This window comes from Sorangiineae bacterium MSr12523 (genome assembly GCA_037157775.1).
GTDB classification, from domain to species: Bacteria; Myxococcota_A; Polyangia; order Polyangiales; family Polyangiaceae; genus Pendulispora; species Pendulispora brunnea.
Genome location: CP089982.1, coordinates 5500355 through 5516694 on the forward strand (window position 1 = coordinate 5500355; position 16340 = coordinate 5516694).

At 64.4% G+C, this 16340-nt stretch carries 11 protein-coding genes and 2 tRNA genes; 7 read left to right on the plus strand and 6 right to left on the minus strand.

Annotation, left to right across the window (positions count from 1 at the left end; genetic code table 11):
* Positions 1-18 precede the first annotated feature (18 nt).
* Positions 19-564 (minus strand): YceI family protein, encoded by a 546-nt coding sequence (locus LZC95_21065; GenBank protein WXA99300.1) that lies wholly within the window; start codon positions 562-564, stop codon positions 19-21.
* Between the two features lie 220 nt (positions 565-784).
* Positions 785-2512: a chaperonin GroEL gene (gene groL / locus LZC95_21070; protein WXA99301.1), complete on the minus strand. Its 1728-nt coding sequence runs from the start codon at positions 2510-2512 to the stop codon at positions 785-787.
* 283 nt (positions 2513-2795) lie between these two features.
* Here groL and LZC95_21075 point away from each other — a divergent pair.
* The 3 genes from LZC95_21075 (at position 2796) to LZC95_21085 (ending at position 5862) form a co-directional block, all read left to right on the plus strand.
* A tRNA-Gln gene (locus LZC95_21075) sits at positions 2796-2866 on the plus strand.
* 124 nt (positions 2867-2990) lie between these two features.
* A tRNA-Glu gene (locus LZC95_21080) sits at positions 2991-3062 on the plus strand.
* Positions 3063-3417: 355 nt separating this feature from the next.
* A complete protein-coding gene (locus LZC95_21085; protein ID WXA99302.1) occupies positions 3418-5862 on the plus strand; it encodes an FdhF/YdeP family oxidoreductase in 2445 nt (814 codons plus the stop codon).
* Here the strand turns inward: LZC95_21085 and fdhD are convergent.
* From fdhD to LZC95_21105, 4 genes are all read right to left on the minus strand, one after another.
* Positions 5859-6695: a formate dehydrogenase accessory sulfurtransferase FdhD gene (gene fdhD / locus LZC95_21090; protein WXA99303.1), complete on the minus strand. Its 837-nt coding sequence runs from the start codon at positions 6693-6695 to the stop codon at positions 5859-5861. The two genes, LZC95_21085 and fdhD, sit on opposite strands and share 4 nt — an antisense overlap.
* Before the next feature lie 163 nt (positions 6696-6858).
* Entirely contained in the window at positions 6859-9543 is a 2685-nt protein-coding gene (locus tag LZC95_21095; GenBank protein ID WXA99304.1) for a protein kinase, read from the minus strand.
* 62 nt (positions 9544-9605) lie between these two features.
* On the minus strand, positions 9606-10919 hold the full coding sequence (locus LZC95_21100; protein ID WXA99305.1) for a hypothetical protein: 1314 nt from the start codon (positions 10917-10919) through the stop codon (positions 9606-9608).
* Positions 10916-12265 carry a hypothetical protein gene (locus tag LZC95_21105; GenBank protein ID WXA99306.1) on the minus strand — a complete coding sequence of 450 codons (1350 nt, stop codon included), beginning with the start codon at positions 12263-12265 and terminating at the stop codon, positions 10916-10918. Before LZC95_21105 ends, LZC95_21100 begins: the two co-directional genes overlap by 4 nt.
* 295 nt (positions 12266-12560) lie before the next feature.
* Here LZC95_21105 and LZC95_21110 point away from each other — a divergent pair, with 295 nt between their 5' ends.
* Genes LZC95_21110 through LZC95_21125 form a run of 4 tightly spaced genes read left to right on the plus strand, consistent with a single transcriptional unit; the run spans position 12561 to position 16334 of the window.
* Positions 12561-12827 (plus strand): hypothetical protein, encoded by a 267-nt coding sequence (locus LZC95_21110; protein ID WXA99307.1) that lies wholly within the window; start codon positions 12561-12563, stop codon positions 12825-12827.
* 27 nt (positions 12828-12854) lie between these two features.
* On the plus strand, positions 12855-13475 hold the full coding sequence (locus LZC95_21115; GenBank protein WXA99308.1) for a DUF4255 domain-containing protein: 621 nt from the start codon (positions 12855-12857) through the stop codon (positions 13473-13475).
* 8 nt (positions 13476-13483) lie between these two features.
* Positions 13484-14137: a carboxypeptidase-like regulatory domain-containing protein gene (locus LZC95_21120; protein WXA99309.1), complete on the plus strand. Its 654-nt coding sequence runs from the start codon at positions 13484-13486 to the stop codon at positions 14135-14137.
* A 10-nt stretch (positions 14138-14147) separates the two neighbouring features.
* Complete coding sequence (locus tag LZC95_21125) at positions 14148-16334, plus strand: phage tail sheath subtilisin-like domain-containing protein (protein WXA99310.1); 2187 nt, start codon at positions 14148-14150, stop codon at positions 16332-16334.
* Positions 16335-16340 lie beyond the last annotated feature (6 nt).

Sequence of the window (16340 nt, forward strand, 5' to 3'; positions counted from 1 at the left end):
CGAGGAGATGGATGGTCGTTACTGATCTTTCGCAGAGAACTGCACGTCGATATCGATATCGGGTTTGACCGTCACCCCCAAGTAGCTCGGCACTTCGATCCCGAAGTCTTTGATGTTCACGTGCATGGTGCCCTTGACCGCGTACACATCGCCGTTCTTGCGGGCGGTGTACTTGGCGGTGGTGGGCTTGCTTTGCCCGTGGATGGTGAGCGTGCCTTGCGCATCACCCGAGGTTTCGCCGCTGGCGGCGGGGAACTTGATGTTCGCGCGCTGCACCTCGAAGGTGGCGTTCGGGTACGTGCCCACCTGCAGGTACTTCTCGCGCATGTGTTTGTCCCGCAGCGAGATGCCCGTGGTCATGTTGCCGAGCGGCACGATGACCTTGATGACCTTGTCGTCCCCATCCGTGTTGAGCTCGTTGGTGGTCCCGACGATCTTGAGCCCGGCAGGGCCCGACGCATTGAAGTGAACGACCGCGTCACCCGTACGCGCAAGCTTTGCGTCTGCCCCGAAGGCCACTGTGGCCAGAATCACCAGGAGCGAACACGACAACGCTTTCTTCATGTGGGTCTCCAAGGAGAAGGGAGGGAGCCTATCGGAACCCTCACGGTTACAGTGCAGCGTTTGACGGGCGGGCATGCAAAAATTTTCGTGCTTCTGTGGCACAGCCCGATGACAAAAAAATCGCGGGCCCAAGGCGATGAGCCAGGGCCCGCGAATCAGGCTGTGCAGTAAGGGCGTAGCCCTCAGTGAGGCTGCGGCCAGCGTTCCGACTGGATGGACGTCAGTCCATGTCGAAGTCGCCGCCCATGCCCCCCATTCCACCCATGCCGCCCATTCCCATGCCGCCCATACCTCCCATTCCACCCATTCCACCCATTCCACCCATTCCACCCATTCCACCCATGCCTCCGCCGGCGCCGCCTGCGGATTCCTTCTTGGGTCGGTCGGCCACGACGGCCTCGGTGGTGAGCATCATGCCGGAAACGCTGGCGGCAAATTCCAGTGCCGAGCGCACGACCTTTGCGGGGTCGATGACGCCAGCGGCAACGAGATCCTCGAACTGCTCCGTCTGGGCGTTGAAGCCGAAGGAGCCCTCGGCCGAGCGCACCTTCTCGAGGATGACCGAGCCGTCGGCGCCGGCGTTGCGGGCAATTTGACGGAGGGGCTCCTCGATGGCGCGGCGCACGAGCTTGACGCCGGCTTCCTGGCCTGCGGGAACCTTGAGCTCATCGAGCGACTTGCTCGCGCGGAGCAAGGCCACGCCGCCGCCGGGGACGATGCCCTCTTCGACGGCCGCGCGCGTTGCGTGGAGCGCGTCCTCGACGCGGGCCTTCTTCTCTTTCATCTCGGTTTCGGTGTGAGCGCCCACCTTCACCACGGCCACGCCGCCGGCAAGCTTCGCCAAGCGCTCTTGGAGCTTCTCGCGGTCGTATTCGCTGGTGGTGGCTTCGATCTGCTTGCGGATCGATTCGACGCGGCCCTTGATTTCGGCCTTGTCCCCTGCCCCATCGACGATGGTCGTGTTGTCCTTGTCGACCGTGATGCGCTTGGCGCGCCCGAGATCCTGCAGGGTGATGCTCTCGATCTTCACGCCGAGATCGTCCGAGATGACCTGGCCGCCCGTGAGGATGGCGATGTCCTTGAGCAGCTCCTTGCGGCGGTCGCCGAAGCCGGGGGCCTTGACCGCGGTGACCTTGAGCAGGCCGCGCAGGCGGTTGACCACGAGCGTCGCGAGCGCCTCGCCCTCGACGTCTTCCGCGATGATGAGCAGCGGGCGCGCGTCACGGGCGACCTGCTCGAGCAGCGGCAGGAGGTCGGCCATGGCGGAAATCTTCTTCTCGGAGATGAGCACGAGCGCGTCGTCGAGGACGGCGGTCATCTTCTCGGGATCGGTGACGAAGTACGGCGAGAGGTAGCCGCGATCGAACTGCATGCCCTCGACGACTTCGAGCGCCGAGTCGGTGCCGCGCGCTTCTTCGACGGTGATGACGCCTTCCTTGCCGACCTTCTCCATGGCGTCGGCGAGCATGTTGCCGATGGCCGAGTCGCCGTTGGCGCTGATGGTGCCGACCTGCGCGATGTGGGCCTTGTCCTTGGTGGGCTTGGCGATGCTGCGGATGGCCTTGGCGATGGCTTCCACCGCCGCGTCGATGCCGCGCTTGAGATCCATCGGGTTGTGGCCGGCTTCGACGAGGGCGAGGCCCTGCGTGTAGAGGGCCTGGGCGAGGACGGTGGCGGTGGTGGTGCCGTCGCCAGCCTTGTCGCTCGTCTTGGACGCGACTTCTTTCACCATCTGCGCGCCCATGTTTTCGAACTTGTCGAAGAGCTCGATCTCTTTCGCCACGGTGACGCCGTCTTTGGTCACCACCGGCGCGCCGAAGCTCTTCTCGATGACCACGTTGCGGCCTTTCGGTCCGAGGGTCACCTTCACGGCGTTGGCGAGGTGGTTCACCCCTCGCAAAATCTTGCTTCGTGCGCTGCGGCTGTATTGGATGTCTTTCGCGCTCATGAGCGGCTCCGCTTTTCCTTGAGGGCTGGGCCCAAAACCTGGGGCTTTCCACCGAGTTGGCACTCGAACGAAGCGAGTGCCAAGCGCCGCGCAAGCTAAACGTCCCGACGCCCACGTCAAGTCCCTACCTGCAAGGGGACGTGCGCGGCGCCTTCGGAAGCCTTCTCGACCGGCGAACGACGGCCCGATTACGAAATGAATGAGCCTCGGATCGAAATGCTTGACATCTGTTCTGGGAAAGGTACCCTGCGCATCCCTTCGCTTGAGCAGGAAGGCAAATTCTTGGGGGATCGTCTAACGGCAGGACGCCAGATTCTGGCTCTGGCTATCAAGGTTCGAATCCTTGTCCCCCAGCAAGGTCCACCAGACTCGTAAAGGACCTTTTCTTCTTCGATTCTCTTCTGACTTTTCTTCCGATTCTTACTTGATGAACTTTCGCGGTTGAAGTAGTCAAGGCTCCCTCTCGCAAGGGAGCATTGGCCCCATCGTCTAGCGGTTAGGACATCGGCCTCTCACGCCGGTAACATGGGTTCGATTCCCATTGGGGTCGCCCGCATGGACTTGAAGGTGAGATTCAAGTCAACGTTGATGACGCCCGTTGCGGTACTTCGGTACACAACGGGCGTTTTCCGTTTAAGCCATTCCAATGGCCCGATGGCCGGCAACGGCCAAGCTGTTCATCACGGGCTCTACAGTCCGTTCGACGAACTCGAACTCGCGTAGAGACATCCACGCGTCTCGTAGAACATGCAAAACATGAATGAGTTGGAGCGAGTGCTCCGAGCTCGATCTCACTAGGTCGATATCGTCGACGCGCAGAGTCACGTTGGGATTGCCCTGCCGCGCACGCCTGCTGGAGCGCGATAGGAAAGTTCCCTGGCACCCGCGAGGTGTATGCTGCGAGGATGTCCATCGAGGGCCATGGCGCACGCCGCGATGCGCGCGCATCGACGACGACTTCGAGCGAGCTGGCAACGCGAAGCGATTCGGGACGGGAGAGCCTCCTGGGCGAAACGCCCGCCGAGACGCAATTGGCCAAGGTCTCGGTCGATGGCCGTTGCAAGGAAGCCGCCGGCATCCCCGCAATCGTCCAGACGATGAAGTGCGGTCTGCGGGAAATGGGCGTCGCCCGCAGCACGCGATCGTTTTTGAAGGTCAACAAGATCGATGGCTTCGACTGTCAGAGCTGCGCGTGGCCGAGCCCCGACAACAAACGCAAGGTCTTCGAATTTTGCGAGAACGGCGCCAAGGCGATCGCCGACGAGCTCACGCGCCGCAAGGTCGAGCCGGCGTTCTTCGCCAAGCACTCGATTGCGGATCTGATCGAGCAGTCGGACTACTGGCTCAACGCGCAGGGCCGGATCACGAACCCGATGATCAAGCGCGAGGGCGCGACGCACTTCGAGCCCATTTCGTGGCCCGACGCGTTCGCGCGCATTGGCGCCAAGCTGCGAGCTCTGTCGAACCCCGACGAGGCCATCTTTTACACCTCGGGAAAGACGGTCAACGAGGCGGCGTTCCTCTTTCAGCTGCTTGCGCGACAACTCGGTACGAACAACCTGCCGGACTGCTCGAACATGTGCCACGAGGCGAGCGGCACCGCGCTCTGGGACACGATTGGGATCGGCAAGGGTACGGTCACGCTCGAGGACTTCGACCACTGCGACACGATTCTCATCATCGGCAACAATCCGGGGACGAACCACCCGCGGATGCTGACGACGCTCGAGGAGGCGAAGCACCGGGGCGCGACGATCGTGTCGATCAACCCGATGCCCGAGACGGGGCTGATGCGTGTCATCAACCCGAACCCGCAGGACTACTCGAACCCGCTCAAGCTCCCGCTCGCGCTGCTCGGAACGGGGACCGCGCTCACCGACCTTTTCGTGCCGGTCCGCGTGAACGGCGACGCAGCGCTGCTCCAAGGCGTGATGAAGCTCCTCGTCGAGCGCGATGGCAAAGCCCCCGGCTCGGTGATCGATCGCGCCTTCATCGCGGAGCACACGAGCGGTTGGGACGACTTCGTTGCAGGGCTCGAGCGATCGACGTGGGAAGAGATCGTCGAGAGCAGCGGCGTGGAGCGCGCGACCATCGAGCAACTCGCCGACATCGTCGGCCGCGGCAAGCGCATGATCGTGCTCTGGTGCTTGGGGCTCACGCAGCATCCGAACGGCGTCGAGAACGTGAAGCAGGTGGTGAACCTGTGCTTGCTCGGTGGCCACATCGGGCGGCAGGGCGCGGGGCCGTGTTGCGTCCGCGGCCACAGCAATGTGCAGGGCGACAGGACCATGGGCATTTGGGAGCGCCCGAAGGAGACGTTCCTCGCCGCGCTCGATGCCGAGATGGGGATCCGTTCGCCGCGCAAGCCTGGGTGCGATACCGTCGAGGCGCTGCACGCGCTTCATGACGGCAGCGCGAAGGTCTTCTTCGCGATCAGCGGCAACCTCTTTTCCGCCGCTCCGGACACGCACTTCACCGCCGAAGCCTTCCGTCGGTGCCCGTTCGTCGTCCACGTCTCGACCAAGCTCCACCGCGGGCACTTGTTCGGCGGCCAGGAGTCGATTCTCCTACCCTGCCTCGGCCGCGCCGAGCGTGAGGTGTTCGGCGGCAAGGTGCAGCTCTCGAGCGCCGAGGATTCCATGGGCATCGTGAACCCGACGCGCGGTACCGAGGAGCCGGCCGCTCCGGATCTCTTGAGCGACACGGAGATCATCGTTCGTGTGGCGCAAGCTACCTTCGGCAAGAAAGCGGGGCCGGTCGATTGGGAGTCGCTCCTCGATCATGACCGCGTTCGTGAGCGCATCTCGCGCGTGGTTCCAGGGTTCGAACGCTTCAACGAGCGGTTGCGCGAGGGCTTCTTCTACTTGCCCAACGCCGCACGCGAGCGAACGTTCCGCACGTCGACGGGCAAGGCGAAGTTTTCCTCCTGCGGGATCCCCAAACACGATCTCGCGTCCGGGGAGCTGCTCATGACGACGGTGCGAAGCCACGACCAGTTCAACACGGTCGTGTACGGCCTCGACGATCGCTATCGAGGCGTGTGGGGCGGGCGCCGTGTCATCTTCGTGAATCCCGACGATTTGAACGAGCTCGGTCTCGCCGATGGGCAGTGGGTCGACATCACCAGCCACTTCGACGGCGAGACGCGCACGGCGCACGGCTTCCGCGCCATCGCGTATCCGATCGCGAGGAAGAGTGCCGCGAGCTATTACCCGGAAGCCAACGTCCTGGTCTCGGTGCGCGCGGTCAATGAGTCCAATCAGCCGGCCCACAAGTGTGTACGCGTCACGCTGCGCGCCTCGGTGGCGCCTCCCGCCCTGGCCGCGAACGAGCCTCGAAGGCTTGCTTAACGGCCAATCCGCTCCGGGCTGGTGTAGATGGTCATCGCCTCGTCGCGGACGAAGCCGACGAGCGTGATGTTCGCGCGCTTCGCGAGGTCGATGGCCAGAGATGACGGTGCCGAGACCGAGGCCACGATCGCGATGCCGGCGGAGAACGCCTTCTGCACGATCTCGAAACTCGAGCGACCGCTGACCACCAGAACGCGGTTCGAACAGGGCACCTCGCCCGCGAGCACCCGCGAGCCGAGTACCTTGTCGACGGCGTTGTGCCGGCCGACGTCCTCGAACGTCGCGATCACGCGTCCGTCGAAGTCCACGAGCGACGCCGCGTGGCAGCCCCCGGTCCGACCGAAGATCCGTTGATGGTCGCGGAGGGCGCGCACAGCGCTGGCGAGCGTGCTTCGCTCCATCCCGAGGTCCGTCTGCGCGAGTGGACGGATGCTCTCCACGAGATCATCGATGGAGCGGCGCCCGCAAACCCCGCACGCACTCGTCGTGAGGGTTCCACGGCGGGTGAGGAGTCCCGTCTCGGGATCGACTGGCGGCTTCACACCCGGCACGAGCTTCACGTCGATCGTGTTCTCGCGCGCTTCGTCGCCGATGCGCCCGCAATAGGTTGCCGAGATGACGTCCATCGCCGACGTGATGACGCCTTCGGCGAGCAAAAAGCCCAGCACGAGCTCGCGATCATGGCCTGGCGTTCGCATCGTCACCGCAATCGTCTCGCCGGCGATGCGGATCTCGAGCGGCTCCTCGACGACGACGTCGTCGCGTTCGTTGATGGGGGGCGCGTCGCCGTTGAGTCGACGTGCCTCGATCGATCGAATACCAGGGATCACCATCGGATCTCGCGCGCCCTCGGCGAACAGTTAGCACAAAGCCGACGGGAGAAAGCCTGACGCCGCGCGGCGTCGGTAGCGGCGGTTGGCGCACGCCGTCGTGGCGCGGGTCGGCCCAGCCGCAGCGATGGTCACCAGCTCGCTTCGCGCTCGCGAGGGAGAGCTCTCACGGCTCGTTCGGGCAGTGCAAACTCGCACGCCGCGCACGCGCGGTTTTCGCGGAGACACTGCGCGGTTCCTTGCCCCACCGTTTCAGCACCACGTCGTAGGCGGCGCACGCACCTGCCGTGTCGCCGGTACGTTCGAGCGCCATGCCGAGGTGCAGATGAAGCCATGTGTGCTCGAAAGGCCGCCGCAGGGCCTGGCACCGGCGCGCCCCATGTCGAAAATATCGAACGGCCGTGTCCGTATCACCCGCGAGAAAGTACACCTTCCCCGCAGCGAGTTCGTCCTCGGGCTCCTGCCGAATGACATCCCAAACGGGCGGATTTTGCGGCAGAGCGCGAAGTGCGGCCAGGGCGTCGGCCTGCGTGACCGCTGCATGCGCGTACGCCTCGGTCCAGCGCGAGTTGAGCTCCTCGATGCGCGGCGGGCCGTTGCTCACGCGGTCCAGCCACGCTTGCCGGCGCGTTTCGAACGCTTGCCGCGACAACCCGCCGGCCAGGTATTGCGTGCGAAGCGGCACGATTTCCCAATCGTACATCGAGGCGAGCAACGAATCGCGTTGCGAGAGGTACTGCGCGGCGAGCTGCGCGGCACGACGGCGATCGCCGAGCTCCATGGCCAGGTTGAATCGCAGGCTCTCGACCGGCACATGGTCGATTTCGTACTTCTTGCCCGCGAGCAACTTGTTCCACGCATCGAGCACCCGCTCCAGCTCGGCGAAGTTGCCTGTCAGCACATCGAATCGGGCCTCGCCCCTCAACCGGGTCGCCTCACGTTCCGCGGGTGCTGCGGAGCGCCATTGCTGATCGAGTACGTTACGGACGCTTTCGAGCGTGCCGCCGCGGCCATAAATGGCGTCCGCCAGCCGTATGCCCCACCATTTGGGCGCGAGTGGCGTCGCCATGAGCAGGCGCGCGCTTTGCTCGGCCTCGGCGCATCGGCCTTCGTCCATGTCGAGCCACATCAGTTTGTCGAGGCAAGCGTCGGCATGGGCTGCGCGCCGAACGCACTCCTCGACAGAGGACCGCGTTTGCACGGCGTCACCCAAGAAGGAATGGGCTTCGGCCTTGTCGGACCATGCGAGTCCGACGGAAGGGTCCTCTCCCAGAAGCTCGTCGAGGAGAGGAAGCGCCTCGCTCCCCTTTCCGCTCTGGACCTTCAATCCCGTAATGGCGGTGATCACGACCCAGTCCTTCGCATATTCGTCGCGAATGGTGAGCAGGCGCTCGGCCGCCGCGTTGAGATTCCAAGGCACGGTCATCGCGACGCCAAACGCGTCCAAGATCGCTCGATCGCGTGCTTTCAGTTCATTGCGATGCGCCACCGCGTTCTGATAATGCTCGCGCACGACCTCCTCGTCGTTGAGGAGCAGCATGGCGTAAAAGTGCGCTTCGGCGAGGCTCGGGTCGAGCTCCAACGCACGGTCGAAGTCTTGCTCGGCAGCAAATATGGAGCCGTCTCGCCAGTTCTGAACGCCCGCCCGGACGTGCGCCAAGGCCGGATTGTTCACCGGCTCACCCGCCTCGCGCTCGGACGCGGTGACGGTGACCGGAGCGCCCACCGCGCCTCCCTGGTTCGTTGCGCGGCGGAGTCCAAACGCAGCGACGGCGATCCCGAGAGCCGCCGCTCCTGCGAGCAGCGCCTTCGTGAAGGAGCGAGATCGCTTCCGGTTGCTCCGCTCCATCGAAACCGCGCGCCCGTCGGGCAGACGCGCCGGTGCTTGTGTTTCGGCCGCCTCCGAACCATGGGCCGCGAGTTCCGCTTCGACCTTGGCACGAACTTGCGGTGCCAGAGCTTCCACGGGAGCTCCCAATGCGCTTTCGAGGGCCTCCAGCAGCGCCACGCGCATTTCGCGCGCCGAGGCCCAGCGGTCCTTCGGGTCGAATGCCAGCGCTTTGTCGACGAACTGCACCACGGCGGGCGGCAACGTCGGCATGACGTCGCCCAGCGAACGCGCCGTGCGCGAAATGGCCGCCGCGAGTTGCGCGGACGCACCGTCGGCGGCGTGCACGAATTCGCCCGACAGCAGCGTAAACATCGTTGCACCGACGGCCCAGCAATCGCTGAATGGCCCGATGGCATCCCGGGCTCCGGAGGCCTGCTCGGGCGGCATGAATGCCGGTGTTCCGACCATGCGACCCGTCACGGTCGCCGTGCCAGCACCGTCGATGCGGCGTGCAATTCCGAAGTCGAGCACGTGAACGTCCGCGGAAGCCGTCACGAAAAGGTTCTCGGGCTTGATGTCGCGGTGGACGATGCCCTTTTCGTGCGCACTGCTCAGCACCTCGAGCACGTCGCACATGAAGACGGCGACTTCGATCACGGGGAGACGCTTGTCGCTGGCGCGCTCCCACCGGCGGCGAAGGGTCTCCCCATGGAGCAGCGGCATGACGAGAAAGGCATTTCCATTGTCGTCGACGTCATGATCGAGCACGGGGACTGCGCGCGGATGCTCGACCTGGTTGGCGGCATGGGCCTCGCGGTCGAAAAGCTGAAGCACATCGGCATCGTCCGAAAATCGTTCGAGCAAGAATTTGATCGCGATCCGGCGTCCTTGGTCGTCCGTGGCCGCGTAAACGGCGGCCATTCCCCCGATTCCGACGAGCCAATCGATTCGGTATTTTCCCTGTACGATCGTGCCCACCCGCTCCAGTGCACGCTCGGAAACCGAAAGCCGAGGTCTCAACGTAGGCATCTTTCCAATGGGGGACGATAAGCCGATTCAGCATCGGCGCGCACCGAATCCGCTCACTTCACCAAATAGCGCGCAAGGCGCACGGACCCATCGCGCTCGACCCAAACGACGACGGGTTTTCCATCGCGTTGCACGGTGAGGCTCTGCGGGCCCATGGGGGCTTCGGCGATGGGGGTCATTCCGTTGTGGCCGAATGTCGCATCGAGGCCATCGGGTCCGACGCGGGCGAGGACGGCGACGTCGTTGCCCAGGGTGCGGTGGGCCGTGGCCAGGGCGAGGATGCGGCCGTCGGGCTGGGATGCGATGACGTTGACGTGGGCGACGGCGAGCTCCTGGGTCGCGAAGGAGGGAAACTGGAAGATGCCCCCGTCCCAGTGCGATGGATCGAGGCGCCCATTTGCGGCCAATCGCACGAGCAGCCCGCGGGCATCGTTGCGGGTTGCGCCCAGCAAATAGCCCGCGTCATCGGCCCATAGCGCTTCGGTCCGGGTGACGAAGATCCCGCCGACGCCGCCGTCCTCCCCAAATGCCGTATCGAGGCCGCCGTCAGCGTGGAATCGGAGCCAGAGGGGCGCGCGCGCGCTGTCCTGCGAGCCGGCCACCACGATTTGTCCATCCGCGCGCATCACGGCTCCGGCGACCTCCGCACTCGAGGCCGTTCCCACGGAAACGGTCCCTTGGCGGCCGAAACCTGGGTCGGCTCCGCCATCCTCGAGAAAGGCGTGAAGGGCCAAGGTCGATCCATTGGAATCGATCGTGGGATCCACCGTGACGATGCGCGAGGGACTCGCCGTGATCGCTCCCTGAGGAAGAGCGATGCTCGTGCTCGTCTGCTGGACCAGGACTCGGACGCCGCCGTCGCGCGCGACCTTGGCCACGTTCGTCGACGTGCCGGGTACCTCGGGCGTGATCGCTTTGAAATAGACCAGCAGGCCATCTCCCGCGGGGGCCAATTCGGCCGTGGCCACGAGCTGGGTGCCGGAACCTTGTTCGGAGAACAGCGTCGCCGGGTGCGCCGCGTCGCACACGCCGTCGCCGGTGCAGCGGAAGACGTGCAGGCTGGGTTGCTCGGTGGCCACGAGCAGGAGCAGATCGTCTCCATCTGCGATCACCGCGACGAAGCGCGACGGGAACGGCATCGAGAGGGTGCCTATCCCCTGCCGGCCGAACGTCGGATCGAGCGTGCCCGCCGCGCCAAGGTTGCCCGAATCACCGTCTCTCCGAGCATCGGGCCCGCCGTCCGCGGTTGGCGAACGCGGAGGAAGATCGTCCACGCCGAGCAGGGTGCTGCATGCGGCGACGAACGCGCAGGAAAGAAGCCCCAACGCGATCCCTCCCCGAAACGTGCGCGCCCGGGATGTCTTCATTCGAGCAGGTAACGGGCCACTTTGATGAAGCCGTCGGCGGAGAGCCACGTGATGATGACTTTGTGGCCAGCCTGCAAAGCCATGCTGGAGTGCGCCGCGACATATCCTTCGTCAACCACGATCTCTCCCACCTTACCAAAGGTCGGATCGACCCCGTTCCGAGAAACGCGGGTGAGGATGATCTCGGGCGCCTCGAGCACTGCAAACGTCGATCCCAGGATCACGACCGACCCGTCTGGCTCGATTCCGAGTGCGTCGAGGTTCGTGGGCGGAGGCACCCCCGCGTCGTCTTTTTGCACGAGCGAATAGACCCCGCCGTCCCAATACGAGACATCTTCGCGGCCGTCATGTTCGAGTCGCAGGAGTGCCCCCCACCCCCGTCGATCGCGGCCGCCGAGCACGTAGCCACCCTGGTGCAACGCGAGCGACTGCACCTCCGGGAGGAGGGTCGAACGAGCCACGCCGGCCTCCTGCCCGAAAGAGCGATCGATGCCGCCGTCGTCGCTGAAACGGAGCACCCAACTGGCCGCGTTGTCGATGACCGTACCCGTCACGACGATGCGGCCATCCTCCTCCATGAGCCCATCGAAGGGCGTGAAGTGCCCGGATGCCGGCGCGAAGGCCACGAGGCCATGGCGGCCAAAGCTCGGATCGGCCGCGCCGTCGGGAAGTCGGGCGCGCAGATTCACGGTGCTCGCGTCCTCCGGTCCGGCGTTGTCGATGGCCACACTTCGCCTTGCCCCGGCCGCAAAGGCCGTATCGAGCTGCGTGAACGGCGCCGGCAGCGTCTCGGTCGCGAGTTCGACGCTGCGGCCGTCGCGCGTGACCCGCCACAGATGCACGATGTTTTCCTCGTCGTTCCCCGGCTTGGTTTGCACGCCGTAAACGAGCACCCCCGAATTGCGCGGATCGGTCACGGCAGTCAGGCGACGCATGCCGGAGGGTGACGCCAAGAGCGTCGTGGGATGCGCGGAATCGCAGCTCCCCTCGTCCGAGCAGCGGATGGCCACGACGTTCCCGGCGGCGGAGTCGGGCACGATGAGCACGATCTCCTCCCCATCGAGCACCACGGACGCGGACGCTGGCTTCTCGAAGGGCACTGGGATGACCGCGATCCCATGGTCGCCGAACGAGGGATCCAAGGTGCCTGCCCGGCTCGGTGCGGCGTCCGTCGAGGCCTCCCGCGGAAGCTCGTCGCGAGCATCGGCCCCACCGTCGGCGCCCCGGGACATGGGCGGGAGCTCGTCGAGCCCGATGATGGCCCCGCATGCGACCCCCGCCGAGCCCACCGCCAGCACGAGAAGCGCGAGAAGGCACGTTCTCAGTCGGCGGTAGGCTCCCATCATCTCCGGGGAGTGTAGGCGGCAAGGGCCCCCGTGTCGATTCGCGCGCCTACCCCTTGCAAGCGCTCGATGCCGCGGGCTCGGTGGCGTTCGCCGATCGACCTAAAAAATGCGCAATCGGTGGTTTCTCGGGAACATTCGACGCGCGTTGCGGCTGCTACGTTGCACGTCGCATCTTGCAACGGGATGTTGCTCGCGCGCAGCGTGATTTCAGCTGATCGGAAACGGCTCGAAAGTTGAATTGGGTCTCCGCGACACGCCGGGAATTCCTCCCGGCCGGAGGTCGAGGAGACGGGCCATGGCGGATGGCGGAGATTTGCGTGTGAACGTAGGGGCCGGAGCGCAGGCCACGGCGCTGGCGCCGGCGGTCCAGACGGCACTCAGTACATTGCAATTGGAGATATCGCTGTTGTCGGGGGCGCTCGTTGCGTTGACCCAGATCCCTCCCCTCTTGCCCGCGCACGCGGCCGTGATCACCCCAATCGCGACGCAGCTCGCACAGATGGCGCAAACCGTTGGCAACGCCGTCAAAGCGTTGGAGTCGAAGCAGTTGTTCTCCGACTAGGCAGCCCTTGGAAAGGTACATGCTGCGATGGCAAACGAGCTTGCAATCGAAAATACGAGTCAGGCGCTGCGTCGAATCCTGATCGACGAGCTGAGCGTTCGCGAGTTTACCGAGGATCACGTCGCCATCGAATCCATCGATGCCATTCCTGACCCTCCGCGCGTGCCTCGCATTACCATTTTTCTATTCAACATTCGCGAAAACAGCTTCTTGAAGAATCGCGAAATGAGCTTGGTACCCGGCCCGGGAGGCGCGGCCGATCTCCAACCGCCACCCATCGTATTGGATCTCGACTACATGATTTGCGTTTGGCTCGCCGCAGGGCACACCGCCGACGAGCACGAGGTGCTGGGAGACATCGTCCGCGTGTTTTACGACCACTCGGAGCTGAGTCCCGCGCTGCTCGGTCCCAGCTGGAAACGCGAGGAATCCGTGCAGGTGACCTTGAACAATCCGAGCATCGAGGACCAGACGCGCATCTGGACGAGTTTTGGCTTCAAGCGCTTCAAGCTTGCCCTGTATTACCGCGCTTCGATCGTGCCCATTGCGTCGAAGCGCACGTTTGCCGAGTCGCTCGTGCGGCAGCGGGACTTCAGAGACTCGGTTCAGGATCCCCGGGAGGGCGCGTCCCCTCGGAAAGTGGGTTGAAAGATCGCATGCGCCCGGGACTCGTAAGCTTGCCCATCCCCGAATCGCACCTCGGCTTTGCCATATCGGATTATTCGACGGGGCGCCTTCTCGGCGGTCGCGTCGCGGATCTTCTCGTGCTCGTGCCGCGGCGGGATCGGGCCATGCGGCGGCGCGCGCAGGGGTCGATTCCGCCGCCGTCCGACAAAAGGCTTTTCTTCCGCACGGCAGCGAATGCCACCGGCTATGTCGTGGCCTTCCACGTTCCGGGCGGGGTTTACGACGTTCATGTGTCCGCGCGCGGCTATCTGCCATTCCACGGAACCGTGGCCGCCCCGTCGGAATCGCCGGTGAACATCACGATGTACCGCAACGTCGATTATCCGTTCGGGCCCGAGGATACGGTCCTCATTGGACGGGTGGAAAAAGCTTCGGGAGAGCCCCATATTGGCTTCGAAGTCGAGCTGCGCGACCCTGATCCTCGTGTGCCGAGCCACAGGGTTCCGTTGAATGCGCGCGGAGAATTCACCGTTTTCATTCCCGAGAAGCTGCCCCCGCCGCCCAATCCCCCACTCGGTCCCCCGTCCGTTGCCGTCATGTACGCCGGGGGCGAGGTTCTCACCGAAGTATCGAATTTCAAACTGAATCGCACGAATATCGCACCACTTACCAAGGTGCCGTAACGGAGGAGACATGGCTGAATATCTTGCTCCCGGAGTCTACGTCGAAGAGCGACCAGGACAACGGACCATCGAAGGCGTATCCACGAGCACCGCGGGTTTCGTGGGAATGACGGAACGGGGCCCGGTAAAGGGTTTTCCCATTCTGGTCGCGAGTCTCAACGAATTTCAGCGCGTATTCGGCGGCTATCTGCCCCTCAACGAGTCCGAATCGACCATGGGGGTTCATGGCTATCTGCCGATTGCCATTCAGCAATTCTTCGAAAACGGCGGCAAGCGGGCGTTCATTTCGCGGGCCTTCAAATCCACGAAAAAGTTCGAAGAAGACGACCTGCGAAGGATTTATCTGAGGAGCGGCGTCGTGGCGCGCCTGCGTGCCAGCGCCCCCAAGGACGCAACGACCCTGTATCTGACGACCCTTCGCGGGTTCGACAAGACGGTCGCAAAGCTGTTTCGCGACAAGGATCATGAAACTTCGCTCCTCGGTGATCCGGACTTGGCGAGCGGAAAGGTTACCTGCCCCGCGCTCGCCGACGAGCATCGGGCGGATACGGCGTTCGTCCGCATCTCTGCGGCCATCGGGAAGGAGAACGAAGGTACCGAGTTGCGGGCACGCGAGCCGGGGCTGTGGGGCGAGGACGTCGGCGTCGAGGTGCGCCCGACCAACGGCCCGTTGGCAGATATCCTCGCCGCGGTTACGCCGGCGAATGCCGAGGGCGATCTCGATACCCGAAATGTCACCGTTGGTTCGAGCGTCAGCTTTTACCTCGGCGCCACCGTGGAGCTTTCGTGGAACAAAAAGCCCGTGGGAACGCCGCCCGTCGGGGAGCTCGCGTTCGTTTACGGCACGGTGACGAAGATCGTCGGCAATGTGCTCACGGTCATCGCGAAGAAGGAATCGCTCAAGGACTTCAACGAGCAGGGTACCGCCAATCACAAGATCGCAGTGGCCGAGGTGAATGTCTCCGTCACGTGGCGCGCGCTCTCGGAAAGCTTCACCGGCTCCTGGTGGTCCATCCGGGCGACCGCCTCCATCCCTTGGTTGACCGATGCGCAAAAGGCGGAGTTCAACGCGGCGCACTCGGTGTGGCACGCCCTGCAGCGGGGTTCGCAGCTCGTCAAGCTCGACACCGAGAGCAATGGTGACCTCAAGGTCAAGCCGTTCATGACGACGGAACCACTCGCGTCCCATCCGACGACCCCCACCGGCGCGCGAACGACACTGGGGCCCGCGCCCACGCGAGATACGGAGGGAAGGCAGGAAGTAGACACCGCGACGGGCGATTACAGGCTCGCCGCACGCGGCGACGCCGACGATGTGCCCGGGATCCCCGAGTACGTCGGCAACCCCGGCGCCGGTCCCGGTGACCGTACCGGCATTGCAGCGCTCGAGGACGAGGAGGACATCTCGATCGTCGCGGTTCCTGGGATTACCAACGAAAGCATCCAGGGAGCGCTGCTCGGGCATGCCCAGAGAATGAAGTACCGCTTCGCCGTCCTCGACGGCCCGCACGATGCGGATATCGCGCGGATTCGCCTGCATCGCAGCAATTTCGATTCGACCTACGGTGCCATTTACTATCCGTGGGTCCAGATTGCGCATCCGCAGACCGGTAGTCTCATCAAGGCACCGCCGAGCGGCTTGACCATCGGCGTCTACGCGCGCGTCGACGGCGAGCGAGGCGTGTTCAAAGCGCCGGCGAACGAAGTGGCGCTCGGAGCGCGCGACGTGCTCACCCGTGTGCTCACCGGTGAGCAGGAGGTCCTCAACCCCGAGGGAATCAACGTCATTCGCGATTTTCGGCCGCACAACCGCGGGATCCGAATCTGGGGCGCCCGGACCATCTCCAGCGATCCGCAATGGAAGTACATCAACGTGCGCCGCTTGTTCCTCTATTTGGAGCGCTCGATCGACGAGGGGACGCAGTGGGTCGTCTTCGAACCGAACAACATCGACCTATGGGGTCGGGTGCGGCGGACCATCGAGGCATTTCTCGAGTCGGAGTGGCGAAAAGGCGCACTGCTCGGGGCCACCGCGGCCGATGCATTCTACGTGAAGTGCGACCGGACAACGATGACGCCGCAGGAGATCGCCAATGGCCAACTCGTTTGCGAAATCGGCATCGTTCCCACGCGGCCGGCCGAATTCGTCATATTCCGAATTGCCCAACTGACGGCCGATGCCCGCACGGCGAATTGAGGAGAT

Excerpts from the sequence above, each read along its gene's own strand:
- LZC95_21065 (WXA99300.1), bottom strand. The coding sequence starts at position 564 with ATGAAGAAAGCGTTGTCGTGTTCGCTCCTGGTGATTCTGGCCACAGTG.
- groL (WXA99301.1), bottom strand. The coding sequence starts at position 2,512 with ATGAGCGCGAAAGACATCCAATACAGCCGCAGCGCACGAAGCAAGATT.
- LZC95_21085 (WXA99302.1), top strand. The coding sequence starts at position 3,418 with ATGTCCATCGAGGGCCATGGCGCACGCCGCGATGCGCGCGCATCGACG.
- fdhD (WXA99303.1), bottom strand. The coding sequence starts at position 6,695 with ATGGTGATCCCTGGTATTCGATCGATCGAGGCACGTCGACTCAACGGC.
- LZC95_21100 (WXA99305.1), bottom strand. The coding sequence starts at position 10,919 with ATGAAGACATCCCGGGCGCGCACGTTTCGGGGAGGGATCGCGTTGGGG.
- LZC95_21105 (WXA99306.1), bottom strand. The coding sequence starts at position 12,265 with ATGATGGGAGCCTACCGCCGACTGAGAACGTGCCTTCTCGCGCTTCTC.
- LZC95_21110 (WXA99307.1), top strand. The coding sequence starts at position 12,561 with ATGGCGGATGGCGGAGATTTGCGTGTGAACGTAGGGGCCGGAGCGCAG.
- LZC95_21115 (WXA99308.1), top strand. The coding sequence starts at position 12,855 with ATGGCAAACGAGCTTGCAATCGAAAATACGAGTCAGGCGCTGCGTCGA.
- LZC95_21120 (WXA99309.1), top strand. The coding sequence starts at position 13,484 with ATGCGCCCGGGACTCGTAAGCTTGCCCATCCCCGAATCGCACCTCGGC.
- LZC95_21125 (WXA99310.1), top strand. The coding sequence starts at position 14,148 with ATGGCTGAATATCTTGCTCCCGGAGTCTACGTCGAAGAGCGACCAGGA.